This is a genomic window from Streptomyces sp. NRRL WC-3605, from assembly GCF_001509795.1.
GTDB classification, from domain to species: domain Bacteria; phylum Actinomycetota; class Actinomycetes; order Streptomycetales; family Streptomycetaceae; genus Streptomyces; species Streptomyces viridochromogenes.
This window is the reverse complement of the sequence record NZ_LLZN01000084.1, coordinates 22849-49010: the sequence shown is the minus strand read 5'-3', so window position 1 is coordinate 49010 and position 26162 is coordinate 22849. Positions and strand designations below refer to the sequence as shown.

The 26162-nt window shown below is 72.1% G+C and carries 22 protein-coding genes and 1 tRNA gene; 15 read left to right on the top strand and 8 right to left on the bottom strand.

From position 1 onward, the window contains the following. Window positions 1-61: 61 nt before the first annotated feature. The 4 genes from ADL34_RS28005 to ADL34_RS27990 all read right to left on the bottom strand — a co-directional run bounded on the left by ADL34_RS28005 (window position 62) and on the right by ADL34_RS27990 (window position 4471). The gene (locus ADL34_RS28005) at window positions 62-904 is read right to left on the bottom strand and encodes an S-methyl-5'-thioadenosine phosphorylase (protein WP_062668499.1); all 843 of its coding nucleotides are present in this window, start codon (window positions 902-904) and stop codon (window positions 62-64) included. Between the two features lie 90 nt (window positions 905-994). Beyond that, complete coding sequence (locus ADL34_RS28000) at window positions 995-1309, bottom strand: FmdB family zinc ribbon protein (protein ID WP_062668498.1); 315 nt, start codon at window positions 1307-1309, stop codon at window positions 995-997. A gap of 67 nt (window positions 1310-1376) precedes the next feature. Further along, window positions 1377-2666, bottom strand: a complete 1290-nt coding sequence (locus ADL34_RS27995) for an MFS transporter (protein WP_062668497.1) — start codon at window positions 2664-2666, stop codon at window positions 1377-1379. A 281-nt stretch (window positions 2667-2947) separates the two neighbouring features. After that, window positions 2948-4471: a potassium/proton antiporter gene (locus ADL34_RS27990; protein ID WP_062668496.1), complete on the bottom strand. Its 1524-nt coding sequence runs from the start codon at window positions 4469-4471 to the stop codon at window positions 2948-2950. A 234-nt stretch (window positions 4472-4705) separates the two neighbouring features. Here ADL34_RS27990 and ADL34_RS27985 point away from each other — a divergent pair, with 234 nt between their 5' ends. Continuing rightward, window positions 4706-7459 carry a penicillin acylase family protein gene (locus tag ADL34_RS27985; RefSeq protein ID WP_062668495.1) on the top strand — a complete coding sequence of 918 codons (2754 nt, stop codon included), beginning with the start codon at window positions 4706-4708 and terminating at the stop codon, window positions 7457-7459. Window positions 7460-7528: 69 nt separating this feature from the next. Here ADL34_RS27985 and ADL34_RS27980 read toward each other — a convergent pair whose 3' ends face one another. After that, window positions 7529-8149 carry a 5-formyltetrahydrofolate cyclo-ligase gene (locus ADL34_RS27980; protein WP_062668494.1) on the bottom strand — a complete coding sequence of 207 codons (621 nt, stop codon included), beginning with the start codon at window positions 8147-8149 and terminating at the stop codon, window positions 7529-7531. Between the two features lie 94 nt (window positions 8150-8243). Here ADL34_RS27980 and galU point away from each other — a divergent pair, with 94 nt between their 5' ends. The 7 genes from galU (at window position 8244) to ADL34_RS27945 (ending at window position 13738) form a co-directional block, all read left to right on the top strand. Next, complete coding sequence (gene galU / locus ADL34_RS27975) at window positions 8244-9146, top strand: UTP--glucose-1-phosphate uridylyltransferase GalU (protein ID WP_062668493.1); 903 nt, start codon at window positions 8244-8246, stop codon at window positions 9144-9146. Between the two features lie 4 nt (window positions 9147-9150). After that, complete coding sequence (glp, locus tag ADL34_RS27970) at window positions 9151-10473, top strand: gephyrin-like molybdotransferase Glp (RefSeq protein WP_062668492.1); 1323 nt, start codon at window positions 9151-9153, stop codon at window positions 10471-10473. A gap of 86 nt (window positions 10474-10559) precedes the next feature. Next, window positions 10560-11054 (top strand): cyclic pyranopterin monophosphate synthase MoaC, encoded by a 495-nt coding sequence (gene moaC / locus ADL34_RS27965; RefSeq protein ID WP_062668491.1) that lies wholly within the window; start codon window positions 10560-10562, stop codon window positions 11052-11054. Beyond that, window positions 11051-11551, top strand: a complete 501-nt coding sequence (locus ADL34_RS27960) for a MogA/MoaB family molybdenum cofactor biosynthesis protein (protein ID WP_062668490.1) — start codon at window positions 11051-11053, stop codon at window positions 11549-11551. Before moaC ends, ADL34_RS27960 begins: the two co-directional genes overlap by 4 nt. A gap of 59 nt (window positions 11552-11610) precedes the next feature. Continuing rightward, window positions 11611-12207, top strand: coding sequence for a GNAT family N-acetyltransferase (locus ADL34_RS27955; protein ID WP_062668489.1), 597 nt, complete (start codon window positions 11611-11613; stop codon window positions 12205-12207). A gap of 185 nt (window positions 12208-12392) precedes the next feature. Beyond that, window positions 12393-13580 carry a gephyrin-like molybdotransferase receptor GlpR gene (gene glpR, locus ADL34_RS27950; protein ID WP_062668488.1) on the top strand — a complete coding sequence of 396 codons (1188 nt, stop codon included), beginning with the start codon at window positions 12393-12395 and terminating at the stop codon, window positions 13578-13580. Window positions 13581-13664: 84 nt separating this feature from the next. Beyond that, window positions 13665-13738, top strand: a tRNA-Ala gene (locus tag ADL34_RS27945). 119 nt (window positions 13739-13857) lie between these two features. On the opposite strand, the gene ADL34_RS27940 is transcribed toward ADL34_RS27945, so the two are convergent. Next, window positions 13858-14334, bottom strand: coding sequence for a GNAT family N-acetyltransferase (locus ADL34_RS27940; RefSeq protein WP_062668487.1), 477 nt, complete (start codon window positions 14332-14334; stop codon window positions 13858-13860). Between the two features lie 77 nt (window positions 14335-14411). Here ADL34_RS27940 and ADL34_RS27935 point away from each other — a divergent pair, with 77 nt between their 5' ends. Beyond that, window positions 14412-15215: an exodeoxyribonuclease III gene (locus tag ADL34_RS27935; protein WP_062668486.1), complete on the top strand. Its 804-nt coding sequence runs from the start codon at window positions 14412-14414 to the stop codon at window positions 15213-15215. Here ADL34_RS27935 and ADL34_RS27930 read toward each other — a convergent pair. Further along, the gene (locus ADL34_RS27930; protein WP_062668549.1) at window positions 15212-15850 is read right to left on the bottom strand and encodes a MerR family transcriptional regulator; all 639 of its coding nucleotides are present in this window, start codon (window positions 15848-15850) and stop codon (window positions 15212-15214) included. The genes ADL34_RS27935 and ADL34_RS27930 overlap by 4 nt on opposite strands. 155 nt (window positions 15851-16005) lie before the next feature. On the opposite strand from ADL34_RS27930, the gene ADL34_RS27925 reads away from it, so the two are divergent. From ADL34_RS27925 to ADL34_RS27910, 4 genes are all read left to right on the top strand, one after another. Beyond that, window positions 16006-17523, top strand: a complete 1518-nt coding sequence (locus tag ADL34_RS27925) for a flavin-containing monooxygenase (protein WP_062668485.1) — start codon at window positions 16006-16008, stop codon at window positions 17521-17523. Further along, the gene (locus ADL34_RS27920) at window positions 17520-18464 is read left to right on the top strand and encodes an alpha/beta fold hydrolase (RefSeq protein ID WP_062668484.1); all 945 of its coding nucleotides are present in this window, start codon (window positions 17520-17522) and stop codon (window positions 18462-18464) included. Before ADL34_RS27925 ends, ADL34_RS27920 begins: the two co-directional genes overlap by 4 nt. Continuing rightward, complete coding sequence (locus ADL34_RS27915) at window positions 18461-19345, top strand: SDR family oxidoreductase (protein ID WP_062668483.1); 885 nt, start codon at window positions 18461-18463, stop codon at window positions 19343-19345. The genes ADL34_RS27920 and ADL34_RS27915 overlap by 4 nt, the downstream gene beginning before the upstream one ends. 92 nt (window positions 19346-19437) lie before the next feature. Further along, entirely contained in the window at window positions 19438-19629 is a 192-nt protein-coding gene (locus ADL34_RS27910) for a hypothetical protein (RefSeq protein WP_306299654.1), read from the top strand. Window positions 19630-19696: 67 nt separating this feature from the next. On the opposite strand, the gene ADL34_RS27905 is transcribed toward ADL34_RS27910, so the two are convergent. Beyond that, entirely contained in the window at window positions 19697-22936 is a 3240-nt protein-coding gene (locus tag ADL34_RS27905) for a S41 family peptidase (protein WP_062668481.1), read from the bottom strand. Between the two features lie 198 nt (window positions 22937-23134). Here ADL34_RS27905 and ADL34_RS27900 point away from each other — a divergent pair, with 198 nt between their 5' ends. Continuing rightward, complete coding sequence (locus ADL34_RS27900; RefSeq protein ID WP_062668480.1) at window positions 23135-23734, top strand: TetR/AcrR family transcriptional regulator; 600 nt, start codon at window positions 23135-23137, stop codon at window positions 23732-23734. Window positions 23735-23837: 103 nt separating this feature from the next. Next, window positions 23838-26057 (top strand): MMPL family transporter, encoded by a 2220-nt coding sequence (locus ADL34_RS27895; protein WP_062668479.1) that lies wholly within the window; start codon window positions 23838-23840, stop codon window positions 26055-26057. Window positions 26058-26162: the final 105 nt, after the last annotated feature.

Genomic DNA, 26162 nt, shown 5'->3' with positions numbered 1-26162 from the left:
GCCCCCCAAGACCAACGCCCCCCAAGGCCGACGCCTCCCGGGCACCCCCCGTAGACACGCCCTACGGCAACACGAACCCCGGATCCATCCCCCCCAGCGCCCCGGCGCACAGGCAGTCCCGTTCGTCGTTCGACGGCAGGGCCGCCACCGCGTCGAAGAGGACCCCGCGCAGCCGGTCGACGTTGGCCGCGAACACGCGCAGCACCTCGTCGTGGGACACGCCCTCACCGGTCTCCGCGCCCGCGTCCAGGTCGGTGACCAGGGTCATCGAGGTGTAGCAGAGCTCCAGCTCACGGGCGAGCGCCGCCTCGGGGTGGCCCGTCATGCCGACCACGGACCAGCCCTGCGCCTGGTGCCACAGCGATTCGGCGCGCGTGGAGAAGCGGGGCCCCTCCACGACGACCAGGGTGCCGCCGTCCACCGGCTCCCAGTCCCGTCCGCGCGCGGCCTTCAGCGCGGCGGCGCGGCCGGTGGGGCAGTAGGGGTCGGCCAGTGACACGTGCACCACGTTGGGCACGGTGCCGTCGGGGCGCGGCAGCCCGTCGAAGTAGGTACCCACCCGGGACTTGGTGCGGTCGACCAGCTGGTCCGGCACGAGCAGCGTGCCGGGGCCGTACTCGGGCCGCAGACCGCCGACCGCGCACGGGCCGAGCACCTGGCGCACGCCGACGGAGCGCAGCGCCCACAGGTTGGCGCGGTAGTTGATGCGGTGCGGCGGCAGATGGTGGCCGCGGCCGTGCCGGGGGAGGAAGGCGACCCGTCGGCCGGTGATCTCGCCGAGGAAGAGGGAGTCGCTGGGCGGTCCGTACGGGGTGTCGACCTGGACCTCTGTCACGTCGTCGAGGAAGGAGTAGAAACCGGAGCCGCCGATCACGCCGAGCTCGACGTTCACCTTGTTCGCCATGTCCGCACCCTAACCGCCCCCGACGCCCCCCGGACACGCCGAGGACCCCGTCGCCGTACGACGACAGGGTCCCGTAAGAAATGGTGCGCGCTACGCGGCGGAGCTGCTGGAGGAGGTGCCGGTGCTCGACGCCTTCTTGTCCGAGGAGGACGAGGAGGACGACGACGAGGAGTCGGACGACGTGGAGGTCGACGACTTCGACGACGCCGGCGAGCTGCTCGACGAGGAGCCGCGGCTGTCGTTGCGGTAGAAGCCGGAGCCCTTGAAGACGATGCCGACCGCGGAGAAGACCTTCTTGAGGCGGCCCTGGCAGTTGGGGCACTCGGTCAGGGCGTCGTCGGTGAACTTCTGCACCGCCTCGAGGCCCTCGCCGCACTCGGTGCACTGGTACTGGTAGGTCGGCACTGTCTTCCTCCTGGCACTCTCACTCGATGAGTGCTAACGACGATCCATAGTGACGTATTCCGGCCGCTCAGTCCACTGCCACCGGCACGCGGTGACCCACGCCACGTGCGACCGTCCGGCCGGCGGCCCGCGCCGAGAGCCGTGAGCGCAGGGCGACGAGGGTGGTCAGAGCCAGCAGTGTGCCGCCCATCGGCACCAGGAAACCGGCTCCGCCCCACAGGCGGTCCTCCAGCTGTCCGGCCACCGTGACGGCCGCGGCCTGGCCGAGCGCGACGGCACCGGTCAGCCAGGTGAACGCCTCGGTGCGGGCCCCGGCCGGGACCAGGCTCTCGACCAGCGTGTAGCCGGTGATCAGGGAGGGCGCGATGCACATGCCGACCAGCAGGCCCAGGGCGGCCAGCACGAGGACCGAGTGCGCGGCCCACAGTCCGGACGCGGCCAGCGCGAGCGCGGCGTACCCGACGAGGAGGCGGCGCTGCGGCGCGACCTTCCAGGCGATGGCGCCGCAGACGAGCCCGGCGAGCATGTTGCCGGCCGCGAAGGTGCCGTACAGGACGCCGTTGAGGCCGGGGCGGCCGATCGACTCGGTGAAGGCGGCCAGCGAGACCTGCATGCCGCCGAAGACGGAACCGATGCCGAGGAAGGTCACGATCAGCACGCGCACCCCGGGGACGCGCAGCGCGGAGCCGTGCTCCACACGCGTGTGCCCGCCGCCGGTGACGGCCGGCTGGGTGCCGCGCTGCGCGGCGAACAGCAGGCCGCCCACCAGGGTGAGCGTGGCCTCGGTGACCAGGCCGGCGGCCGGGTCGACGGCCGTGCACAGGGCGGTGGCCAGCAGCGGTCCGACGACGAAGGTCAGCTCGTCGGTGACGGACTCGAAGGCGGCGGCCGTCGTCATCAGGGGTGAGTCCTGGAGCTTAACGCCCCAGCGCGCCCGCACCATGGGCCCGACCTGCGGCACCGAGGCACCGGTGGGCACGGCCGCCGCGAACAGGGCCCACAGCGGCGCGTGGGCGAGGGCGAGGGCGGTCAGCGTCAGCCCGGACACCGTGTGCACGAGGACACCGGGCACGAGCACGGCGCGCTGCCCGTAGCGGTCGGCGAGACGGCCGCTGTAGGGCGCGAAGACGGCCATGGAGACGCCGGTGACGGCCGCGGCGGCGCCCGCCGCGCCGTAGGAGCCGGTGGTGTGCTGGACCAGCAGCACGATGGAGATGGTGAGCATCGCGAACGGCTGGCGTGCCGCGAAGCCGGGGAGCAGGAACGTCCAGGCGCCGCGGGTGCGCAGCAGCTGTCCGTATCCCGGGCGGGTGGAGGCCGATTCCTTCGACGGCTCTCCGGTGACCGTGGATGCCACGGCCCGTGCCTTTCTGCCGCCTGGTAGCGCGGCACCCCGGTGGGGGCGGCGCCGAGAGCTGTCCTCTTGCGCGGAACTGCGGTAGATACCGGCGCCCACGATGAGGAGGGGCGTCCCGGCCGCCATACGGTCGCGCCAGCTCTGCGTCAGGCAGAGTTGGTTCGATCTGGGTCACCTGCATTGTACAGGGCGTTCGTCCGGTGATCCTGTGAAAGCCAGCACGTCCCGGCCCCCCGCCTGCGCTTCCCCGGAAGGCATGGGACAGGCCCGGTGAAACGGCCCTACGAGCGGCTCAGCCCGTCCGTGCCCAGCCAGCCGGCCAGCTTGCCGCCGGCGCTCACGGCGCGCAGCCGCCGCTCCGCCGCGTCACGCACCGGGTCGGTGGCGACCACGAGGAGTTCGTCGCCGTGCCGCAGCACGGTCGCCGGCTGCGGGACGAACGACTTTCCGTCGCGGACGACGAGGGTGACGGCGGCGCCGGGCGGCAGGCGCAGCTCGGCGACCTCGACGTTGTGCATCTTCGAGCCCTCGGGGATGACGAACGACAGCAGGTGCCCGCCGAGGCGCTCCAGGGGCGCCGACTCGATGCCGAGGTCGGCCGCCTCCGGGCCCTGCCCGAGGCTCAGCTTGCGGCCGAGCCAGGGCAGGGTCGGCCCCTGGATCAGGGTGTAGACGACGACCAGCACGAAGACGATGTTGAAGATGCGCTCGCTGCCCTCGACGCCGCTCACGACGGGGATCGTCGCGAGGATGATCGGCACGGCGCCGCGCAGGCCGGCCCAGGACATCAGGGCCTCCTCCCGCCAGGGCACCCCGAACGGGGTGAGGCAGGCGATGACGCTGAGCGGGCGCGCCAGCATGGTCAGCGCGAGGCCGATGATCAGGGCGGGCACGATGTCGTCGCCCAGTTCGTGCGGGGTGACCAGCAGTCCGAGCAGGACGAACATCCCGATCTGCGCGATCCAGCCGAGTCCTTCGGCGAAACCGCGGGTGGCCGGCCAGTGCGGCAGGCGCGCGTTGCCCATCATCATCGAGGCGAGGTAGACGGCGAGGAATCCGCTGCCGTGAGCCATGGCCCCGGCCGCGTAGGCCGTGACGGCGATGGCCATGACGGCGATCGGGTACAGGCCGGAGGCGGGCAGCGCGACGTGCCGCAGACCCAGGGTGCCGAGCCAGCCGACGGCGAGTCCGATGGCCGCGCCGATCGCCAGTTCCAGCCCGATCTCGCCCACCAGCACGTACCACTGCTCCAGCGGCCCGCGGTGGGAGAGGGCGACCACGATGATGACGACGGGGGCGTCGTTGAAGCCGGACTCGGCTTCGAGGGTGCCGGTCACCCGCGAGGGCAGCGGGATGCGGCGCAGCACGGAGAACACGGCGGCGGCGTCGGTCGAGGAGACCACCGCGCCGATGATCAGGGCCTGCTGCCACTCCAGCCCGACCAGGTAGTGCGCGGCCGACGCGGTGACGCCGACGCTGACCGTGACGCCCAGCGTCGCCAGCGCCGAGGCGACCGGCAGGACGGGCTTGACCTCTTTCCACTTCGTCCCGAGTCCGCCCTCGGCCAGGATCACGACCAGCGCGGCGTAGCCGATGACCTGGGTGAGCTCGGCGTCGTCGAAGCGGATGCCGATGCCGTCCTGCCCCATGAGGACGCCGATGCCCAGGTAGACGAGCAGGCTGGGGAGGCCGCTGCGCGAGGAGATGCGGACCGCCGCGACGGCGCTGAGCAGCACGAGCGAGCAGACGAGCAGAAGCTGGTTGAGGTCGTGGACAGTCAGCGGCCGTTCCCTTCCCTGGCCCACGTGTACGCGCGCGGGGGCTCATGAACATAGGACACGAAGTGGTGGTGCTCCGCACCCAACTACTTCGTTACCTTACCTAACTCTTGACGATTTCTTGACGGTCATGGGTGCATGATCGAACGTCCGTCCGCTCGGGTTGCCCACTCCGCGTCAAGTCCGACCGGGCCCTGCGCCTATGGTTGCTCCAGCACTCCAGGACCGTCTGCCGCTCGCGTTAGGACAGCAAGGACAGCGATGCCCCCCAACACCACCGCCTCCACGGGTCAGCAGCCCGGCAAGTCCGGCAGGAAGAAGGGGCGCAGAGCGCGTCTGCTCGTCCTGGTCCTGGTGCTGGCCGTCATCGCGGGTGTCACCGGCGGTGCCTACTGGTCCATCAGCACCGTCCGCGCGTCCTTCCCGCAGACGAAGGGCTCGATCACGCTCGACGGCCTGTCCGGGCCGGTCGACGTCAAGCGGGACGGCTACGGCGTCCCGCAGATCTACGCCTCCTCCGACGAGGACCTGTTCATGGCGCAGGGCTTCGTGCAGGCGCAGGACCGGTTCTGGGAGATGGACGTCCGCCGGCACATGACCTCCGGGCGGCTGTCGGAGATGTTCGGCAAGGGACAGGTCGACAACGACGAGTTCCTGCGCACCCTGGGCTGGGACCGGATCGCGAAGCAGGAGTACGACACCAAGCTGTCGGCCGCCACCAAGAAGTACCTCCAGGCGTACGCCAAGGGTGTCAACGCCTACCTGGCGGGCAAGGACGGCGCGGAGATCTCCCTGGAGTACGCGGCGCTCGGCTTCACCAACGACTACGCGCCCGAGCAGTGGACGCCGGTCGACTCGATCGCCTGGCTGAAGGCGATGGCCTGGGACCTGCGCGGCAACATGCAGGACGAGATCGACCGCGCCCTGATGACCAGCCGCCTCGGCCCCAAGCAGATCGCCGAGCTGTACCCGCAGTACCCGTACAGCCGGAACAAGCCGATCGTGCGGACCGGCGGCTACGACGAGGTCACCAAGACGTACGGGCCGCAGGACGCCACGGGCGGCGCCACCGGCGTGGGCGGCACGGCCGGGACCTCCGGCGCGTCCGGCACCACGGGCCTGCAGAGCCAGCTGGCCGGCCTCCAGGACGTCCTGGACGGGCTGCCCACCGCCGTCGGCGTGAACGGCAACGGCATCGGCTCCAACTCCTGGGTGGTCGGCGGCAAGCACACCATCACCGGCAAGCCGCTGCTGGCCAACGACCCGCACCTGTCGGCCTCGCTGCCGTCCGTCTGGTACCAGATGGGCCTGCACTGCCGGGCGGTCTCCGCCTCCTGCCAGTACGACGTGGCGGGCTACACCTTCGCGGGCATGCCGGGCGTGGTCATCGGCCACAACCAGGACATCGCCTGGGGCATGACCAACTCCGGCGTCGACGTCACCGACCTGTACCTGGAGAAGCTGTCCGGCGACGGCTACCTGTACGGCGGCAAGACGGTGCCCTTCACCGCCCGCCAGGAGACGATCAAGGTCGCCGGCGGTGAACCGAAGAAGATCGTCGTCCGCACGACGAAGAACGGCCCGCTGCTGTCCGACCGCAGCTCCGAGCTCGTCAAGGTCGGCAAGAAGGCCACCGTGGACACCGCGGCCCCCGACCGCGGCGACGGCTACGGCATCTCGCTGCGCTGGACCGCCCTGGACGCGGGCACCACCATGGACGCCGTCTTCGCCATGGACAAGGCGAAGAACTGGAAGGACTTCCGCTCCGCTGCCGCCCTCTTCGACGTCCCCTCGCAGAACCTGATCTACGCGGACCGCGAGGACAACATCGGCTACACGCTGCCCGGCAAGATCCCCACGCGCGCACAGGGCTACGACGGCTCGGTGCCGGCGCCCGGCTGGGACCCCCGGTCCCGCTGGACCGGCTACATCGGCCAGGACGAGCTGCCGTACGAGTACAACCCCGGGCGCGGCTACATCGTCACCGCCAACCAGGCCGTCGTCGACAAGAAGTACCCCTACACGCTCACCACGGACTGGGGCTACGGCGCCCGCAGCCAGCGCATCAACGACCTGATCCAGTCGAAGATCGACGGCGGCGGCAAGATCTCCACCGACGACATGCGGCAGATGCAGCTCGACAACAGCAGCGAGATGGCGAAGCTGCTGGTGCCCCAGCTCCTGAAGATCGACATAGCGGACCCGGACGTCCGTGAGGCGCAGGAGCTGCTGGAGGGCTGGGACTACACCCAGGACGCCGACTCTGCGGCCGCCGCCTACTTCAACTCGGTGTGGCGCAACATCCTGAAGCTGGCCTTCGGCAACAAGCTGCCCAAGGAGCTGCGGGTCAAGGGCCAGTGCCTGTACGTCGACCCGGTCAACACCACCGGCCCCGCCGACGAGGTGCAGAAGGTCCGTGAGTGCGGCGAGCGCGACGCCGACCAGGCGCAGCCGGACGGCGGCGACCGCTGGTTCGAGGTCGTGCGCGGCCTGATGGACGACCCGGACAGCGACTGGTGGACGACGCCGGACGCGGGCCCCCGCGACGGAGCCGACCGCAACCGCGACGACCTGTTCGCGCGGGCCATGGTCGACGCCCGCTGGGAGCTGACCGCGAAGCTCGGCAAGGACATCGACACCTGGAGCTGGGGCCGGCTGCACCGCCTGTTCCTGAAGAACCAGACCCTCGGCACCGAGGGCCCGGGCTTCCTCCAGTACGCCCTCAACCGCGGCCCCTGGAAGCTCAGCGGCGGCGAGGCCACGGTCAACGCGAGCGGCTGGAACGCGGCCGGCGGCTACGGGGTCGTGTGGGTGCCGTCGATGCGGATGGTCGTCAACCTCGGCGACCTGGACAAGTCGAAGTGGATCAACCTCACCGGCGCCTCCGGGCACGCCTACCACGCCCACTACACCGACCAGACGGACAAGTGGGCCGACGGCGAACTGCTCGACTGGTCCTTCTCGAAGCAGGTGGTCGACAAGGCCACCAGCGACACCCTGGTGCTGCGGCCGTGACCCGCTGACGACACGGAACGGGCCCTCCACGCGCGCGTGGAGGGCCCGTTCCGCGTGTGGGGGCGCCGGTCAGGACTCCGGCAGGCGGCGCACCCCGGACGGTGTCACCACCGCGTCCACCGGACGGTCGTGCGGCTCCTCGGGGACCCGCCCGACGACCTCCGCGTCGTACAGGAGCACCACCAGCGCCGGATGGACCCCCGCGCCCTCCAGCCGCGCGAGGACCCGGTCGTACGAGCCGCCGCCGCGACCCAGGCGCATCCCGCGCGCGTCGACGGCCAGGCCCGGCAGCAGCACCGCGTCGGCCTCGGTCACGGCGTCCGGGCCGAGGTGCGGGGCGGGGGGCTCGAAGAGCGCCATCCTCCCGCCGTGTCGGACGCGGACGAGGGCGTCCCGGCCGGTGTAGGGACCCCAGTCCAGGTCGTTGTCGGGGAGCAGGGCGGGCAGCAGGACGCGCACGCCCCGCGCGCGCAGCGCGTCGAGCAGCGCGAGGGTGCCGGGTTCGCTTCCCACGGACACGTAGGCGGCCACCGTGCCCGCGCCTGCGAGCTCGGGCAGCTCCAGCGCGCGCCGGGCCAGCGCCTGCGCCGATTCCCGCATGTCATCCGGCGTCAACCTGCTTCTCACCGCGAGGAACTCCCGCCGCAACGTCCGCTTGGCAGACTCGGTGCCCTGTCCGAAGTGAGGCATAGCTCGCTCCCGTACCCTTCCCAATGTGCTCATATGAGAGCCAAATAACCGGAGCTTCAGATTCCATACAAAGGCTCCGGATAAGGTGTCGGGCATGACTCAGTCCCACCCTCGGATCAGCAAGGCTGTCATCCCCGCAGCGGGTCTCGGCACCCGCTTCCTGCCGGCCACCAAAGCGACTCCCAAGGAGATGCTGCCGGTCGTCGACAAGCCCGCGATCCAGTATGTGGTCGAAGAGGCCGTCTCCGCGGGCCTCGACGACGTCCTCATGATCACCGGCCGCAACAAGCGGCCGCTCGAGGACCACTTCGACCGCAACTACGAACTCGAGTCAGCCCTGCAGAAGAAGGGCGACGCCGATCGGCTCGCCAAGGTCCAGGAGTCCAGCGACCTCGCCACCATGCACTACGTGCGTCAGGGCGACCCCAAGGGCCTCGGTCACGCCGTGCTGTGCGCCGCCCCGCACGTCGGCCACGAGCCCTTCGCCGTCCTCCTCGGCGACGACCTGATCGACCCCCGCGACCCCCTGCTCCAGCGCATGGTCGAGGTGCAGGAGCAGCGCGGCGGCAGCGTCATCGCGCTGATGGAGGTCGCGCCCGAGCAGATCCACCTCTACGGCTGCGCCGCCGTCGACCCCACCGACGACGGCGACGTCGTCAAGGTCCACGACCTCGTCGAGAAGCCGGCCGCCGCCGACGCCCCGTCGAACTACGCCATCATCGGCCGGTACGTCCTCGACCCGCACATCTTCGACATACTCCGCAAGACCGAGCCCGGCCGCGGCGGCGAGATCCAGCTCACCGACGCCCTCCAGCAGTTGGCCGCGGACGAGAAGGTCGGCGGCCCCGTGCACGGCGTCGTCTTCAAGGGCCGCCGCTATGACACCGGCGACCGCGGTGACTACCTGCGTGCCATTGTCAGACTCGCATGCGAACGTGAAGACCTGGGCCCGGACTTCCGGACCTGGCTTCGCAGTTACGTAGCCGAGGAGATGTAGCGAGTTGAGCACCGCCGCGCCCCGTCCCGCAGGCCACGACCAGCTCTGGTCCGTGGACGAACACCTTCAGGACATCCTCGCCACCGTCCGCCCCCTCGAACCCATCGAGCTGCAGCTCCTCGACGCCCAGGGCTGCGTCCTGGTCGACGACGTCACGGTGCCGGTCTCCCTGCCGCCGTTCGACAACAGCTCCATGGACGGGTACGCGGTACGGGTCGCGGACGTCGCGGGCGCGAGCGAGGAGTTCCCGGCCGTCCTGGACGTCGTCGGGGACGCCGCGGCGGGCCAGGCCGAGCTGCTCCACGTGGGCCCCGGCCAGGCCGTCCGCATCATGACCGGCGCCCCGCTGCCGCCCGGCGCCGAGACCGTCGTCCCCGTGGAGTGGACCGACGGAGGGCTCGGCGAGGGCCCCGTCAGCGGGATGCGCGCCCGCAGCCAGGCCCCCGAGGGCGCCACCGGCACCGTGCAGATCCACCGGCCCGCCGAGGCCCGGGCGCACGTCCGTGCGGCCGGCAGCGACGTCCGGGCAGGCGACAGCGCCCTGCGGGCCGGCACCGTCCTCGGCCCGCCGCAGATCGCCCTGCTCGCCGCCATCGGTCGCGGCACCGTCCGGGTGCGGCCCCGCCCCCGGGTCGTCGTCATGTCCACCGGCAGCGAACTCGTCCAGCCCGACGAACCGCTCGGCACCGGCCAGATCTACGACTCCAACAGCTTCGCCCTCACAGCCGCCGCCCGCGACGCCGGAGCCATCGCCTACCGCGTCGGCGCCGTCGCAGACGACGCCGAGACGCTGCGCGACACCATCGAGGACCAGCTCGTGCGCGCCGACCTCATGGTCACCACCGGAGGCGTCAGCGTCGGGGCGTACGACGTCGTCAAGGAGGCCCTGGCGCACGTCGGCGACGAGGACGAGCCCGGCAGCGGCGTCGAGTTCCGCAAGCTCGCCATGCAGCCCGGCAAACCCCAGGGCTTCGGCTCGATCGGCCCCGACCACACCCCGCTGCTCGCCCTGCCGGGCAACCCGGTGTCGTCGTACGTCTCCTTCGAGCTGTTCGTGCGCCCCGCGATCCGCACCCTGATGGGGCTGACCGACGTGCACCGGCCGCGCACCCGGGCCACCCTCGCCGCCGACAAGGCGCTCACCTCGCCCAAGGGACGCCGGCAGTTCCTGCGCGGCACCTACGCCGACGGCGAGGTCCGGCCCGTCGGAGGCGCCGGATCCCATCTGGTCGCCGCCCTCGCGCACGCCGACGCGCTGATCGTCGTCCCCGAGGACGCCGAGAGCGTCGAACCGGGCGGCGAGGTCGACGTGGTCCTGCTCGGCTGACCGTCCCTGGTTGGCGGTACCGTGTCGCGCACAGCAGGCCCGTGCGCCGCACCGCGACGGGCCCGGACCGGGAGCGCCACACCAGCATGAGCACGCAGAACCCACCCCCGCAGGACCACCTCACGCACCTCGACGAGGCAGGCGCCGCCCGGATGGTCGACGTCTCCGAGAAGGACGTCACCGCACGCACGGCACGCGCGAGCGGACGCGTCCTCGTGTCGCCGCGCGTGGTCGAGCTGCTGCGGGGCGAGGGGATGCCCAAGGGCGACGCCCTCGCCACCGCCCGGATCGCGGGGATCATGGGCGCCAAGCGCACCCCCGACCTGATCCCGCTGTGCCACCCGCTCGCGCTGTCCGGTGTGAAACTGGACCTGTCGGTCGCGGACGACGCCGTGGAGATCGTGGCCACCGTGAGGACCACGGACCGCACGGGCGTCGAGATGGAGGCCCTGACCGCGGTCACCGTCGCCGCGCTCACCGTGATCGACATGGTCAAGGCGGTCGACAAGGGAGCGGTCATCACGGACGTACGGGTGGAGCAGAAGACGGGCGGGAAGTCGGGCGACTGGAGCCGGGCATGACCTATCGCGCTCTCGTGGTCACCGCCTCCAACCGGGCCGCCGCCGGGGTCTACGAGGACCGGGGCGGACCGCTGATCGCCGACGGCCTGAAGCGGTTCGGGTTCACCGTCGACGGCCCGCGGGTCGTGCCGGACGGCGACCCGGTCGAGGCGGCGCTGCGCGCCGGCGTCGAGGCCGGGTACGACGTGATCGTCACCACCGGCGGCACCGGCATCTCGCCCACCGACCGCACCCCCGAGGCGACCCGGACGGTGATCGACCGCGAGGTCCCCGGCATCGCGGAGGCCGTCCGGGCGTACGGCCGGGACAAGGTGCCCACCGCCGCCCTGTCCCGGGGCCTGGCCGGGGTCGCCGGGCGCACGCTGATCGTGAACCTGCCCGGCTCCAGCGGCGGGGTGAAGGACGGCCTGGCCGTCCTGGAACCCCTCCTGATCCACGCCGTCGACCAGCTCCGCGGCGGCGACCACCCCGGACCGAGCAGTGGGGGTGCGAGCTGAACAGCCCATCCTGGCCCGTCGAGCTGAGGGACGGCGACGTCGTCCTCCGGCCGATAAAGATGCGCGACCAGCGGGTCTGGCGCGAGGTCAACCGGCGTAACCGCGACTGGCTGCGGCCCTGGGAGGCGACGATCCCGCCGCCCACGCCCAGCGGCCCGATCGTGCACCGGCCGACCTACCGCCAGATGGTTCGCCACCTGCGGTCCGAGGCGAACGCGGGCCGCATGCTGCCCTTCGTCATCGAGTACCAGGGGCGCCTCGTCGGGCAGTTGACGGTGGCCGGGATCACCTGGGGATCGATGTGCTCGGGGCACGTCGGCTACTGGGTGGACGAGTCCGTGGCGGGCCGCGGGGTCATGCCGACCGCCGTCGCGCTCGTCGTGGACCACTGTTTCCGCACCGTCGGTCTGCACCGCATCGAGGTCTGCATTCGCCCCGAGAACAGGCCCAGCCGCCGGGTCGTGGAGAAACTCGGATTCCGCGAAGAGGGACTGCGGCCGCGTTATCTGCACATCGACGGAGCCTGGCGCGACCACCTCGTCTTCGCGCTCACGGCGGAGGAGGTCCCGGACGGACTGCTCGGACGCTGGCACCGCGCCCGTGCGCAGGCCACCCCGCCGGCCAAGCCGCAGAACACGCAAGGGAATCCCGCGTAACCCCGGGAATTGAATAAGTGTTCGAAATTGATCGCTGGATGACCGGCTGAGGGCGTGAAATTCGCGGCCTCGGCAGGCTGCTGATCGCATCGGTCACAAAAAAAGTTCGAAATATCAGCCAGATCGTGCGACACACCGGCTCAATTGGCGGATGGCCTCACGCAAACCCCTCTACCGTGTGAGGCGTGAGCAGCAGCGGCCTCATCTACGCAGTCATCGTCGGGGCCTGGGCCGCCTACCTGGTGCCGATGTGGCTCCGTAGGCAGGACGAGCTGAACGAGGCCCGTCCGACGGAACGCTTCAGCACAGCCATCCGGTTGCTGTCCGGACGGGCGGGCATGGAGCGCCGGTACGCCAAGGACCTGCGCGCCCGCTCCACCGGCGAGGAGGAGCCCGGCGCGGGCGACCCGGACGACGTCACCGAGTCGGTGGACGTCCGGGCCTTCGCCGTACCCCCGACCCGTCCGCACACCCAGGCGGGGGCGGCGGCGGCCCAGGCACCGGCACGCCCGGACCCGGCCCACCCCGACCCCACCCGCGACACCCCCAGGGAACCCGAAGCCCAGGCCCGCAAGCGCGTCCCCGCCCCCCGGAGGTCCCCCTCCGAGGAGGCGGCCGCAGCGCGGGCCCGGCGCCTGAAGGTCCTCGCGCGCCGCCGGCGCACCACCGTCCTCCTCTTCCTGGCGTTCACCCTCGGCGCGATCGTCGCCGCCGTCGGCGGACTCGCCTTCCTCTGGGCACCCGGCGTCCCCGCCGTGCTCCTCAGCGGGTACATCGCCTACCTGCGCTCCCAGGAGCGCCGGCGCTTCGCCTACCAGATGGACCGGCGCCAGGCCGAGGCCGCCGCCCAGCGGGTACGCGAACACGCCCGCCAGAGCCGCCGCCGCGGACCCGGCGACGCCGCACCCGGCGCCGCCGAGTCCGACGAAGAGGGCGGCCCGGACACCGGCACCGACCTGTCCGCGCTCGCCGCCGACCGGCGCGCCCTCGTCGAGCAGACCGACCACGCCGAATGGGTCGACCAGCAGCGCGAGCGGCAGCGGCGCCCCGGACACGGCGACAGCTGGGACCCGGTACCCGTCCCGCTGCCGACCTACGTGACCGCGCCCGTCGCCCCCCGCGCCACCTCCGACGTCGACCTCGGTGCACCGGACGCGTGGAGCTCGGCCCGCTCCAGCGCCGTCGGCCACGAGCACGAGGCCCCGGCCGCCGACGCGCCCGCCGCGTCCGCGCCGGAGGACGACCGCGCCGAGGGGGGCGAACGCAGCGACGCCCGCCGGGCGGCGTCCGCCCGCCGCGCCCGTGAGCGGGGCCGCACCCCGCTGTTCGACCAGTACGAGGACGGCGACCGGCCGCGCGCCGCCAACGAGTGACGGCCTCCCGGCACGGTCGCCCGGGCCCCCGGCAACGGATTTCCGAGCACCCCGATCGGGGTGCTAAAGTTTCACTCGTTGCAAGGGCCTGTGGCGCAGTCCGGTAGCGCACCTCGTTCGCATCGAGGGGGCCAGGGGTTCAAATCCCCTCAGGTCCACGCAGCTCAAAGCCCCGGTAGGGATATCCCGACCGGGGCTTTGACATGTCTCCGGGCCCGGACGAAGCGGCGGGCGCCGGGGTCTGACCCCCGATCACCCGCCGCGGGTGTGCCAGGTCTCACAGCGCCTTGGCGTAACACAGGCTCAGTTCGTGGAAGCGGTAGTAGCCGAACTTCCCGCAGGGCTCGTAGCCGCTCGACGTGTAGAGGGCCACCGCCTCCGGCTGCTTCGCCCCCGTCTCCAGCACCATCCGCCGGCGTCCCGCCGCCCGTGCGTCGTCCTCCAGCGCCGCCAGAACGCGCCGGGCGATCCCGCGGCCGCGCATGTCCTCCACCACGTACATGCGCTTCAGTTCGGCGTCGCCGTCCTGGTTGCCCTCGCCGTTCTCGTCCTGCGAGCGCCAGCCGCCGGAGGCGACCGGGACGCCGAGCGCGTCGTACGCGATCAGGTACAGGCCGCGCGGCGGCGCGAAGTCGGCCGCGGCGAGCGGTGTGGCGTCGCCGTCGTCGCCGTAGCGGACGGCGTACTCGGCCTGGACCTGGTCGTTGAGCTTGACCGCGTCGGGGTGGTCGAAGGGAACCGGGCGAATATGCATGCTGAATACCGTATATCAATTCAAGATCGGGACATTCCAGAACCGGACAGCGTCCAGTGTGCCGGTAAAGTGCCGGGGTGCTGACTGTGACCTCTGTGAATGTGAACGGACTCCGGGCCGCCGCGAAGAAGGGCTTCGTGGAGTGGCTGGCCGGAACCGATGCCGACGTGGTGTGCCTCCAGGAGGTCCGGGCCGAGCCGCAGCAGCTCCCCGAGCACGTCCGCACCCCCGACGGCTGGCACGTCCTGCACGCGCCCTCGGCCGCCAAGGGCCGCGCCGGGGTCTCCCTCTACACGCGCCGCGAGCCCGACCGGGTACGCGTCGGCTTCGGCTCCAGCGAGTTCGACGCCAGTGGCCGCTACGCCGAGGTCGACCTGCCGGGTGTGACGATCGCCTCCCTCTACCTCCCCTCCGGCGAGGTCGGCACCGAGCGGCAGGACGAGAAGTACCGCTTCATGACCGAGTTCCTGGCCCACCTCAAGGACCTGCGTGAACGCGCCGCCGCCGACGGCCGCGAGGTCCTGGTCTGTGGCGACTGGAACATCGCGCACGACAAGGCCGACCTGAAGAACTGGCGGGGCAACCAGAAGAGCTCCGGCTTCCTCCCGGAGGAACGCGCCTGGCTCACCCGCGTCTTCGACCCGTCCGAGGGCGGCTACGTCGACGTCGTCCGCGCCCTGCACCCGGACGTGGAGGGACCGTACTCCTGGTGGTCGTACCGGGGACGGGCGTTCGACAATGACACAGGATGGAGAATCGACCTCCAGGTCGCGACGCCGGGGCTCGCCGGCCGGGCGCTCAAGGGGTACGTCGAGCGCGCCGCCACGCACGCCGAGCGCTGGTCGGACCACGCGCCGGTGGCGGTCGTCTACGGGAGCTAGTCCCCCGGCTGGTCCCGCTCGCTCTGCTTGAGCAGGCGGCGGTCCAGGGCCAGGGAGAGTTCCGCCTCGACGACGCTGCGGGCCAGGGGGCGCAGGCGGGGGAGGTCGGATTCGCCGGCGTGGCGCAGGACCAGGTCGGCGAACAGGTCGGCCATGACGTCGACGTGTTCGCGGACGCGGCGGCCGGCGTCGAGGACCTCGGCGAGGGGGATGCCCTCGCGGACGAGGGCCGAGGAGACGTCGAGCAGGCGGCGGCTGATGTGGACGATCTCGTCGCCGTCGGTGCCGAGGTAGCCGAGGTCGAGGGCGGCGGCGAGGTTCTCGGGGGTGACCTGGCCCTCGAAGCGGGCGGCGAGTTCCTCGGGGGTGAGGCGGACCGGCTCCTCCTCGGTGGGGGTGACGCCGAGGACGTCGGCGACGTCGCGGCCGTGGTCGAGGGCCTCGGCGAGTTCGGCGATGCCGGTGAGGGTGTGGCCGCGTTCCAGGAGGGCCGCGATGGTGCGCAGGCGGGCCAGGTGGTGGTCGTCGTACCAGGCGATGCGGCCCTCGCGGCGGGGCGGCGGGATGAGCTTGCGTTCGCGGTAGAAGCGCAGGGTGCGGACCGTGATGCCGGCCAGCCGGGCCAGTTCCTCCATGCGGTACTCACGCTTCTCGGTCACTCGGGCACCTTAATTCGTACCGGGGGTAACTTTCCTCGGCCGCCCCCTACCGGTCGGTACGGCGCTCCTCTACGCTCCCCATCATGCCAGTGTTCACTGGCATGGTTCCGGTGGAGCAGGGAGGCACACGCATGGCCGAACGCGAACATGTGCGGGTCGCGGTGATCGGGTCCGGGTTCGGCGGGCTGGGAGCGGCGGTACGGCTGCGGCGCGAGGGCGTCACGGACTTCGTCGTCCTGGAGCGGGCGAGCGGCGTCGGCGGCACCTGGCGGGACAACAGCTATCCGGGCTGCGCCTGTGACGTGCCGTCCCATCTGTACTCCTTCTCCTTCGCGCCCAACCCCGAGTGGCCGCGCACCTTCTCCGGGCAGGAGCACATCCGGGCCTATCTGGAACACGTCACCGACACCTTCGGGCTGCGGCCGCACATCCGCTTCGACTCCGAGGTGAAGCGGATGACGTGGAACGGCGAGCGGCTGTGCTGGGACATCGAGACCAGCCGGGGAGAGCTCTCCGCCGACCTCGTGGTGTCGGCCACCGGGCCGCTGTCCGACCCGAAGATCCCCGAGATCCCGGGCCTGGACTCCTTCCCGGGCAAGGTGTTCCACTCGGCGCGCTGGGACCACGAATACGACCTGCGCGGCAAGCGGGTCGCCATGGTCGGCACGGGCGCGTCCGCCATCCAGATCGTGCCGTCCATCCAGCCCGAGGTGGAGCGGCTCACGTTGTTCCAGCGCACCCCGCCGTGGGTCATGCCTCGCATGGACCGCGCCATCAGCGGGGCCGAGCGGTCGCTGCACCGGGCGCTGCCGTTCACCAGCCGGGTGCGCCGGGGCCTGCTGTGGGGCATCCGGGAGCTCCAGGTGCAGGCGTTCACCAAGCACCCCGACGAGCTGGGCTTCATCGAGGGCCTGGCCAAGCGGAACATGGGCCGTGCGATCAAGGACCCGGAGCTGCGGGCCAAGCTGACCCCCGACTACCGCATCGGCTGCAAGCGGATCCTGCTGAGCAGCTCGTACTACCCGGCGCTCGCCCAGCCCAACGTGGACGTCGTCGCGAGCGGCCTCAGCGAGATCCGGGGCTCCACGCTCGTCGCCGCCGACGGCAGCGAGGCCGAGGTCGACGCGATCGTGTTCGGCACCGGGTTCCACGTCACCGACATGCCCATCGCCGAGCGCGTGGTGGGTGCGGAGGGCAAGACGCTCGCCGAGGTGTGGAAGGGCGGGATGGAGGCGCTGCGCGGCGCGTCCGCCGCCGGGTTCCCGAACTGGATGACCATCATCGGGCCCAACACGGGCCTGGGCAACTCGTCGATGATCCTGATGATCGAGTCCCAGCTGAACTACCTGGCCGACTTCGTGCGCCAGCTCGACGTGCTCGGCGGGCGGGTCGCCCTGGACGCCCGGCCGAGCGCCGTGCACGCCTGGAACCGGCGGGTGCAGCAGCGGATGACGCGGACCGTGTGGAACACGGGCGGCTGCACCAGCTGGTACCTGGACGCCAACGGCCGCAACACCACTGTCTGGCCGGGCACGACGGCGGAGTTCCGGCGGGCCACCCGCCGGGTGGACCTCGCGGAGTACGCCGTCGTCCGGGCCTCTGCGCCGGAGCGCGCGCAGAGCGGCGAGAGCGCGGAGGTGTCCGCGTGAGCCGCCCGACGAGCGTGGCCTCGGGGCCGTACGCGCCGCCCGTCCCCGTCCGTGAGCTGACGGTGGAGTCCGCCGACGGGGCCCGGCTGCATGTGGAGGTGCACGGACCGGAGGGTGCGCCCGCCGTGGTGCTCGCGCACGGCTGGACCTGTTCGACGGCCTTCTGGGCGGCGCAGATACGCGAACTCGCCGTGGACCACCGGGTCGTGGCCTACGACCAGCGCGGTCACGGACGCAGCCCGGCCGCCGCGGCGTGCAGTACGGACGCCCTCGCCGACGACCTGGAAGCCGTCCTGAGGGCCACGCTGGCCCCCGGTGAGCGGGCCGTCATGGCCGGGCACTCGATGGGCGGGATGACGGTGCTGGCCGCGGCCGCCCGCCCGGCCTTCCGTGAGCACGCGGCCGCAGTCCTGCTGTGCAGCACGGGCGCGTCGCGGCTGGTCGCCGAGTCGACGGTGCTGCCGCTGCGGCCGGGCCGGCCGCGGACCTGGCTGACCGGGCGCCTCCTCGGGTCACGGGCGCCGCTGGGGCCGGTCACGGCCGCGGCCCGGGCGATCCTCAAGTACGCGACGATGGGCCCGCGTTCGGCTCCCGAGATGGTGGAGGCGTGCGCGCGGATCGTGCACGCCTGCCCGCGGACCGTGCGGCACGCCTGGTCGCAGGTGCTGGCCCTGCTCGATCTCGACCACGGCATACGGGAGCTGACCGTCCCCGCGGCGGTGGTCGTCGGTACGGCCGACCGGCTCACCCCGCCGGTGCACGCCCGCTCGCTGGCCGCCGCACTGCCGAACTGCCTGGGCGTCACCGAGCTCGCGGGGCTCGGGCACATGACGCCGATCGAGGCACCCGAACTGGTCACCGGGAAGATACGCGAACTCGTCACGACGTACGCGCGGGCCGAGCAGGTCACGCCGGTCACGCAGGTCAAGGAGGGTGCATGAGCAGGGTGAGCCTTGAGGGGCAGGTCGCCGTCGTCACCGGGGCGGCGCGCGGGGTCGGGGAGCTGCTCGCGCGCAAGCTGTCCGCGCGGGGCGCGTCGGTGGCGCTGGTGGGGCTGGAGCCGGACGAGCTCAAGCAGGTGTCGGAGCGGCTGCACGGCGACAGCGACCACTGGCACGCCGACGTCACCGACCACGAGGCGATGGCGCGGGTGGCGCGGGAGGTCAAGGAGCGGTTCGGGAAGGTCGACATCGTGGTCGCCAACGCCGGTGTGGCGACGGGCGGTCCGTTCGTCGAGTCCGATCCGGAGTCCTGGCGGCGGGTCATCGAGGTCAACCTGATCGGGTCGGCGGTGACCGGGCGGGCGTTCCTGCCGCTGCTTATGGGGAGCCGCGGCTATCTGCTGCAGATCGCCTCGCTCGCGGCCATCACCCCGGCGCCGATGATGTCGGCGTACTGCGCGTCCAAGTCCGGTGTGGAGGCGTACGCGCACAGCCTGCGGGCCGAAGTCGGCCACAAGGGCGTGCGGGTGGGCGTCGGCTATCTGTCGTGGACGGACACCGACATGGTGCGTGGCGCCGATCAGAACGACGTGATGCGGGAGTTGAGGCAGCGGCTGCCGTGGCCGTCGAACAAGACGTATCCGCTGGGCCCGGCGGTCGACCGGATCGTGGCCGGCATCGAGCGGCGCTCCAGTCATGTGTACGGGCAGTGGTGGCTGCGCGGGATGCAGGGGGTGCGCGGGTATCTTCCGGCGCTCATCGGGACGGTGGGCCAGCGGGAGATGCGGCGGTTCGCGGACCGGCTGGACGGCGTGCGGACGGGCCTGGTCGGGGCGGGTGGTGCGGCCGACGAACAGGCCAGGACTACGCGGCGTGACTGATCGACATGCGCAGGGTCACGGCCCGTGTGAATCTGGTCGAGGCCCCAGCGAGGGGCCGATCCGACCCACTACGGGAGTGAACCCACATGGGCATGAAGGACCAGTTCAAGGAGAAGTCCGAGCAGCTCCAGGAGCGTGCGCGCCAGCACGGGCAGCAGGAGCGCCGTCCGCAGGAGCAGCCGGAGCGGGGTCGTCCGCCCCAGCGCCCGCAGCGTGACGAGGAGCCCGACCGCATGCGTGAGCGTGAGGAAGACGAGCGCTTCGACCTCGACTACGACCGGTAGTCCGTCGGTTCGCTGAAACGCGGGGTGCCCCCGGCTCTGGTGGGTGCCCCGCGTTGGCGTGCATCCCCTAGGAAGCCGGGCGCGGCGGGAGTTCCGGACGGGACCGGTCCGGTACGTGGGAGTAGTCCGGGGGTGTCGCCGCCGGGTGGGACTCCAGGAGTTCCAGGGCGAGTTCGACGGCGTCGGCGAGCTGGGCGTGGCGGCCCTCCGCCCAGTCCAGGGGGGTGCGCAGGACCTCGACGTCGGGGGTGACGCCCTTGTTCTCGACGGACCAGCCGTAGGCGTCGAACCAGGCCGCGTTCATCGGGACGGTGATCACCGTGCCGTCGCCGAGGCGGTGACGGCCCGTCATGCCGACGACGCCGCCCCAGGTGCGCTGGCCGACGACGGGTCCGAGGCGCAGCAGCTTGAACGCGGCGGTGATCATGTCGCCGTCGGAGGAGGTCGCCTCGTCGGCGAGGGCGACGATCGGGCCGCGGGGCGCGTCGGAGGCGTACGACACCGGCTGGGCGTTGCGGGTGAGGTCCCAGCCGAGGATGGTGCGGGTCAGTTTCTCCACGACGAGTTCGCTGATGTGGCCGCCCGCGTTGCCGCGCACGTCCACGATGAGCGCGGGACGGGACATCTCCATGCGCAGGTCGCGGTTGAACTGGGCCCAGCCGGAGCCGCCGAGGTCGGGGATGTGCAGATAGCCGCAGCGTCCGCCGCTCAGCTCCCGGACGACGGCCCGGCGTTTGGTGACCCAGTCCTGGTAGCGCAGGGGCCGTTCGTCGACGAGGGGGACGACGGCGACGCGGCGGGCGCGGCCCGCGACGCCCTCGGCCGGGGTGAAGGTCAGCTCCACCGTGGTGCCGCCTGCTCCGGCCAGCAGCGGGTACGGGCCGGTGCGGGGATCGACCGGGCGCCCGTCGACGTGGGTGAGGACCGCGCCCTCGCGGATGCCGGTGCCGGCCAGCGGGGAGCGGGCCTTGGAGTCGGAGGAGTCGCCGGGCAGGATGCGCCGGACCGCCCAGCCGTCGTCGCGGCGCACGAGGTTGGCGCCGAGCAGGCCCTGCCGGCGCTGGTAGTGCGGCGGGCCCTCGTTGCGGCGGGCGGCGGTGACGTAGGCGTGCGAGGTGCCGAGCTCGCCCAGAACCTCGCGGAGCAGGTCGGCGAACTCGTCGGGGGTGGCGACGCGTTCGACGAGCGGGCGGTACTGGCCGAGGACCGCGTCCCAGTCGATGCCGCACATCCCGGGGTCCCAGAAGTACGCCCGGATCAGACGTCCGGCCTCGGCGTACGCCTGGCGCCACTCGGCGGCCGGGTCCACCTCGTGCAGGATGCGGCGGGCGTCGATCCACACGGTGCTGTCGCTGTCGCCGGACTCGCTCGCGGGGACGGCCCGCAGGTCGCCCTCGTCGACGACGACGAGGCGGGTGCCGTCGCCGCTGACCGCGAACCAGTCGAGGTGGCCGACCAGTTCGGTCTTCTTCGCCTTGCCGATGGAGAAGTGCTCCAGGGTGGGCCGGCCCGTCGTGTCGTCGGGGTTGGCGAACGTCTCGCCGAGCGCGCCCGAGATCGGCCAGCGCAGCCACACCAGTCCGCCGCCGGCGACGGGGTGCAGCGACGAGTACTTGGAGGCGGTGACCGGGAACGGCGTGACGCGGCTCTCCAGCCCCTCGGTCTCCACGGTCGTCGTGCCGGGGTCGCCGCCCTCCTCGTCGGTCAGCGGGTCCAGGCCGCCGGCGGCGGGGCGGCCCTCCGGGGTCAGGGCGAACGGGGAGGGGGTGGCCGAGGACAGCGGGACGAGGTAGGGGCGGCAGCCGAGGGGGAAGGACAGGTCGCCGGTGTGCACGTCGTAGACGGGGTCGAAGCCCCGCCAGGACAGGAACGCCAGATAGCGGCCGTCCCGGGTGAAGACGGGGCTCTCGTCCTCGAAGCGGCCGTCGGTGACGTCGACGATGAGCCGGTCCTTCATCCGGGCCAGCTTGATCTGGCGCAGGGAGCGGCCGATGCCGGGGTGGGACCAGGTCAGCCAGCCGCCGTCGGGGGAGAACGCGAGGTCGCGCACGGGTCCGTTGACGGACCGGATCAGCTCGGTGACCTCTCCGTTGGAGTCCTCGGTCGCGTCGAGCAGCAGCAGCCGGCCGTCGTGGGCGGCGATCGCGAGCCGTTCGCCCTGGGGGTCGGCGACCATCTCCAGGACCCGGCCCAGCTCGCCGGAGGCCAGCCGGCGCGGCTCGCGGTCGCCGGTGGCGCGCGGGAGGTAGGCGATCTCGACGGCGTCCTCGCCGTCCGCGTCGGTGACGTAGGCGACCTGCCCGACGGAGCCCAGCATCTCGGGGAGGCGGACCCGTACGCCGGGGGTGTCGGTGATGGTGCGGGCGGGGCCGTCGCGGTGGGTCAGCCAGTACAGGCTGCCCCGGACGACGACGGCGCTGGCGCGGCCCGTCTCGTCCACGGAGACGCCGTCGACGTGATGGGCGGCCGGCACCTGGTAGCGGCGGCGTCCGGCCGCGGGGCCGGACAGCCGTACGTCGAGCCGGCGGGGCTCGGAGCCGGCCGAGAGGTCGTCCACGATCCACAGGTCGCCCGCGCACTGGTACACCACCCGGGTGCCGTCGCTCGCCGCGTGCCGGGCGTAGAAGGCGTCGTGGTCGGTGTGCCGGCGTAGGTCGGAGCCGTCGTGGGCGCAGGAGTAGAGGTTGCCGACGCCCTCGTGGTCGGAGAGGAAGGCGATGCGGCCGCCGACGAACATGGGGGAGTGCAGATGCCCGTCGAGTCCGGCGAGCAGGCGGGTGCAGTGCAGCCACAGGCGGCCCGTGGCGCCGCCCCGGTAGCGCTTCCAGTACGCCGGTTCGTGCGGCGGGGTGCCGGTCAGCAGCAGGGTGCGGCGCTCGCCGTCGATGTCGGCGACCTGGATGTCGGAGCAGGGGCCCCAGGGGAGCTTGCGGCCGGGGTCGCCGTCGGGGCGGACCTGGTGGGCGAACGTGTAGTGGGAGAAGGGCTCGCCGTGGGAGCCGACGGCGAGGATCACCCCGTCGGGGTCCCAGCCGCACACCTGGGTGTCGCCGGAGCCCCAGTGGGTGAGCTGGGTGGCGGCGCCGCCGTCGACGGGCACGAGGTGGATCTCGGGGACGAGGGTGCGCCAGCTCGTGCAGGCGATGTGCCGGCCGTCCGGGGAGAAGCGGGGGTGGCCGGTCTTCGCGCGGTCCACGGTGAGCCGCCAGGCCCGGCCCGGGGCGTCGAGGGGGGCCAGCCACAGGTCGTCCTCGGCCACGAAGCACAGCAGGTCGCCGCTCAGGTGCGGTAGGCGCAGGTAGCTCACCTCCCCATGCTTCGTCCGGGGACTGGTGGGGGCAAGTCGTGACATGCCGCCCGTCCGGCGCGGGGTGCCGGGCCCGGGTGGTCGGGAACCGGCGTACGTGACCCAGAACACGAACGAAACCGTTTCGTTTCGCTAGTGGGGTGCGCTATCGTCTTAGGTGTACGAAACCGTATCGTTCGGAGGGGGAGGGTGGCAGCGATGACCGAGGTGTCCACGACACGGCGTTCCCGCATCACCCCCGAGCGCGAGGCCGAGCTGTACGCGGCCGTGCTCGACCTGCTCCGGGAGGTCGGCTACGACGCCCTCACCATGGACGCCGTGGCGGCCCGCACCCGGTCCAGCAAGGCGACGCTCTACCGCCAGTGGGGCGGCAAGCCGGAGCTGGTGGTCAAGGCGATCCGGCACAACAAGCCGGGCAACGTCTCCGAGATCGACACCGGGTCCCTGCGGGGCGACCTGCACACGCTCACGTCCCAGGAGGACGACTGCACCATGCAGCAGAACGCCGCGCTCATGCGCGGTCTGTTCATGGCGGTGCATGGCAACCCCGACCTCCTGCAGGCGTTCAAGGAACTCCTCATCGAACCCGAGATGGCGGAGTTCCGGCGGATCCTGCAACGGGCCGTCGACCGCGGCGAGGTCCGCGCCGACCGCCCCGCGCTCGACTACGTCGTGCACATGCTCGTCGGCGCCTTCGCCACGCGCACGCTGATCGACGACAAGCCGCCGACGAAGGCCTTCCTCACCTCCTACATCGACGCCGTCGTCCTCCCCGCCCTCGGCGTCACCGTCGTCTGACGAATCCCCTCACGCAAGCCCCTTCCTGACGTAACCGCTCACGTCGTCGGGCTGATCACCCCTGCCCAGAACCAACCCCACGACCTGACCGGGAGACGCCTCCGTGGCCACGTTCCTGTACAAACTCGGCCGGCTCGCCTTCAGGCGGCGCCACTTCGTCGCCCTCATCTGGGTCGCGCTGCTCGCCCTCGCGGGGGTCGGCGCGGCCACGGCCCCGAGCGCGGGCAGCACGTCCTTCTCCATCCCCGGCACCGAGGCCCAGAAGGCCTTCGACCTGCTGGACGAACGTTTCCCCGGGATGAGCGCCGACGGCGCCACCGCCCGGGTCGTCTTCAAGGCGCCGGACGGCCAGAAGGTGACGGACGCCGGGAACAAGGCGACCGTGCAGGACACCGTCCGGGAGCTGTCCGACGGCTCCGAGGTGGCCTCCGTCGCCGACCCGTACACCGCGAAGGCCGTCAGCAAGGACGGCACGATCGCGTACGCGTCGGTGAGGTACGAGGTCTCCGGCATGGAACTGGAGGACACCTCGCGCGAGGCCCTGGAGGACGCCGCGCAGGACGCCCGCGACGCCGGACTGACCGTCGAGGTCGGCGGTGACGCCCTCCAGACGGCCCCCGAGACCGGGGCCACCGAGGTCATCGGCATCTCGATCGCCGCGGTCGTCCTCGTCATCACCTTCGGCTCGCTCGTCGCGGCCGGACTCCCGCTGCTGACCGCCCTGATCGGCGTCGGCATCGGCGTCTCCACGATCAGCGCCCTGGCCGCCGCGCTGGAGCTCGGCTCCACCACCTCGATCCTCGCGACGATGATCGGCCTCGCCGTCGGCATCGACTACGCCCTGTTCATCGTCTCCCGCTACCGGGCCGAGCTCGCCGAGGGACGCGAGCGCGAGGAGGCGGCCGGACGCGCCGTGGGCACCGCCGGCTCCGCGGTCGTCTTCGCCGGACTGACCGTCGTCATCGCCCTCGTGGGCCTGTCGGTCGTCAACATCCCCATGCTCAGCAAGATGGGCATCGCCGCCGCCGGCACCGTCGTGATCGCGGTCCTGATCGCCCTGACGATGATCCCCGCGCTGCTCGGGTACGCCGGCCGCCAGGTCCGCCCCGCCGGCACCAAGAGCCGCTGGATGGGCGGCCGGCGTGCCGAGCGCAAGGCCGCGTCCGGCACCGCGAAGCCCAACATGGGCACCCGCTGGGCCAGCTTCGTCGTCCGCCGCCCCGTCGCCGTGCTGCTGCTCGGCGTGCTCGGCCTCGGCGCGGCCGCCGTCCCCGCGAGCTCCCTGGAGCTCGGCCTCGGCGACGACGGTTCGCAGCCGACGTCCACCACCCAGCGCCGCGCCTACGACCTGCTCTCCGACGGCTTCGGGCCGGGCTTCAACGGACCGCTGATGGTCGTCGTCGACGCCCGCGGCACCGACGACCCGAAGGCCGTCTTCGGCGACGTCGGCACCACCATCGAGCGGCTGGACAATGTGGCCACCGTGACGCCGCCCGCGCCCAACAAGGCCGGCGACACCGCCACCATCACCGTCATCCCGAACGCCAAGCCGTCGTCGGTCACCACCGAGGACCTGGTGCACTCCATCCGTGACGAGGGCGCCCGCGTCCAGGCCGACAGCGACGCGACCGTGCTGGTCACCGGCTCGACCGCGATGAACATCGACGTCTCGCAGAAGCTGAACGACGCCCTGCTGCCGTATCTCGCGCTGGTCGTCGGCCTGGCCTTCCTGCTGCTGATCGTGGTGTTCCGCTCGGTCCTCGTCCCGCTCAAGGCGGCCCTCGGCTTCCTGCTGAGCGTCCTCGCGGCCCTCGGCGCGGTCGTCGCGGTCTTCCAGTGGGGCTGGCTCTCGGGCCTGCTGGGCGTCGAGGAGACCGGACCCGTCATGTCGATGATGCCGATCTTCATGGTCGGCGTGGTCTTCGGCCTCGCCATGGACTACGAGGTGTTCCTCGTGACCCGGATGCGCGAGGCGTACGTCCACGGCGAGAAGCCGAGCCAGGCCGTCGTCACCGGCTTCCGGCACGGCGCCCGGGTCGTCACCGCGGCCGCGGTGATCATGATCGCGGTCTTCGCCGGCTTCATCGGCTCCAGCGAGTCCATGGTCAAGATGATCGGCTTCGGCCTGGCGATCGCGGTGTTCTTCGACGCCTTCGTCGTCCGCATGGCCATCGTCCCGGCGGTCCTCGCCCTGCTCGGCAAGCGGGCGTGGTGGCTGCCGAAGTGGCTGGACCGCGCCCTTCCCAACGTGGACGTGGAGGGCGAGGGCCTGCGCGCCCCCGAGGACGGCAAGGACGCCGACCGCGCGCCGGCCCTCGTGTGACCCGCGGCCGCTGATCAGGACCGGCCGGTGAGGGCTCCGTGGGGACGGGGCGCCCTCACCGGCCTCCGCGTTCCGGTCCCGCCGTGCCGGACTGGCCGTGCCGGA